Source organism: Streptomyces spongiae (assembly GCF_009377185.1).
Lineage (GTDB): Bacteria > Actinomycetota > Actinomycetes > Streptomycetales > Streptomycetaceae > Streptomyces > Streptomyces spongiae.
Genome location: NZ_VJZC01001069.1, coordinates 1 through 1313, shown reverse-complemented (window position 1 = coordinate 1313; position 1313 = coordinate 1). Strand labels below are relative to the sequence as shown.

Sequence of the window (1313 nt, the reverse complement as noted above, 5' to 3'; positions counted from 1 at the left end):
GGGGAGAGAAGGGCGGCTGTGGGGTGTCGGCCGGCGCCCGCCTGAGTACATCTGAGCACGGGCTGAGTACGTGTCTCTGAGTACGCGTACTCTGTCGGACCGCCCCCGCGCCAGGAACCCTCGTACGCATGACCGAGAAGCTGTTTGGCCCCTTGCGCACGCGCCGCTGGCCGGAACGCTGGCTGACCCGCCTGCTCGGCGCCGCCCTGGCCGTGGCCGTGTATCTGCTCTGCCTTCCGTGGGAACTGCGCAACCGCATCGTGTCTCCGGGCTCCCTCAGCGAGACCACTCCGGTGACCGGCCCCGGTGCCGCGGTCCTCGGCGTCGCGCTGATCGCTCTGGCCGCCTACTTCGGCCACCGGGACGCCCTGGCCTGGCCGCTGCTGGTGGTCGCGGTACCGCCGGCCACGCTGATGTACGTCTCCCTCCGCAGCCACCCGGAACCTCCGGACGCCGGATTCTGGCCGCTGACCTGGGCCTTCTTCACGTTGGTGATCGGCGCGGGCGTGCTGGTCGCGGCCTCCGTGGCCCGGGGGTTCCGGTCCGAGGCGGTCGAGGAGGGCTGGGTGACCGGGGCGCAACGGTCGTGACCCGGAGCCTCTGACGGGACGTGCGGTCAGGCCCCCGTGGTGGAGCCCGGCCGCACGATCATGAGGATGGTGACGACGGCCCAGAGCAGGTTGAAGATCCCGGTGAACATGGCCAGTTGAACGGTGGCCTTGCGGCTGACGAGGGTGGCGGCGGTACGCGCCTCAGGTCCTTCAGGACCTTCAGGTCCTTCAGGACCTTCAGGACCTTCAGGACCTTCAGGTCCTTCAGGACCTTCAGGTCCCTCAATTCCTTGAAGCTCGTCGAGGATCTCCTCCTGCCGGGGCAGCACCAGCACGACCAGCACGATCGCCGCGGCAACCGTGAGCGCGATCGACACGATCAGCCAGGGGTCTCCCATCACGCCCATGGCCCCCGCCGTGGCCAGCCCGAACACCGGCACGGCGATGCCGAGGCCCGCGTACACCCTGCAGATCCGATGCAACAGCCGCACGTTCGACACGGCCCGCTCGCTGCCGGGCTCGGCCAGTGCCTGCCGCGCACTCGGCGGGAACATGCTGGCCGCGACGGTGACGGGTCCGATGGCGACGATGGCGGCGATGACGTGGAGGGAGAGCAGGAGCTTGGTCACGGATCGACGGTAGAAGCCGGCTGGGCCCGGCGGAACCGGCGAGATCGCCACGCTTCAACGGGTTCTCGCCAGCGGTCGGCGAGGCCCGGGTTGTTTCGCCCCCGCCGCCCCTACCCGTCCCATCCCCAGGGGC

At 70.1% G+C, this 1313-nt stretch carries 2 protein-coding genes; one reads left to right on the top strand and one right to left on the bottom strand.

Annotation, left to right across the window (positions count from 1 at the left end; all coding sequences use genetic code 11):
• Window positions 1-128 precede the first annotated feature (128 nt).
• Window positions 129-590: a hypothetical protein gene (locus FNH08_RS50160; protein WP_152778690.1), complete on the top strand. Its 462-nt coding sequence runs from the start codon at window positions 129-131 to the stop codon at window positions 588-590.
• A 26-nt stretch (window positions 591-616) separates the two neighbouring features.
• Here the strand turns inward: FNH08_RS50160 and FNH08_RS51370 are convergent, their stop codons facing one another.
• Window positions 617-1180: a protease gene (locus tag FNH08_RS51370; RefSeq protein ID WP_322726687.1), complete on the bottom strand. Its 564-nt coding sequence runs from the start codon at window positions 1178-1180 to the stop codon at window positions 617-619.
• Between the last annotated feature and the right edge of the window lie 133 nt (window positions 1181-1313).

What these genes read in the sequence shown, in the direction of transcription:
- FNH08_RS50160 (WP_152778690.1), top strand. Translation starts at nt 129, where the DNA reads ATGACCGAGAAGCTGTTTGGCCCCTTGCGCACGCGCCGCTGGCCGGAA.